General features: G+C 41.2%; 1 protein-coding gene. It reads left to right on the top strand.

Going from position 1 to position 245, the window contains the following annotated elements:
- On the top strand, window positions 1–245 hold a 245-nt coding region (locus ACWA1B_RS23345), incomplete at both ends, for a PhoH family protein (protein WP_456911065.1).

Below are 245 nucleotides of genomic sequence, written 5' to 3'. Positions count from 1 at the left end.
AACCAGCAGTTACTGGTGGATACGATCAAAAAGAACGATATGGTTTTTGCAGTTGGTCCCGCTGGAACTGGTAAGACTTATACTGGTGTTGCAATGGCAGTAAAAATGCTGAAGGACAAAGAAGTAAAAAGAATCATATTAACGCGTCCTGCGGTTGAAGCAGGAGAAAATCTGGGATTCTTGCCTGGAGATATGAAAGAAAAACTCGATCCTTATATGCAGCCTCTTTATGACGCTTTAAGAGA

The organism is Flavobacterium xizangense, assembly GCF_054075145.1.
Note: the sequence above shows the minus strand (reverse complement) of the source record. Positions and strands in the feature narration are given on the sequence as shown.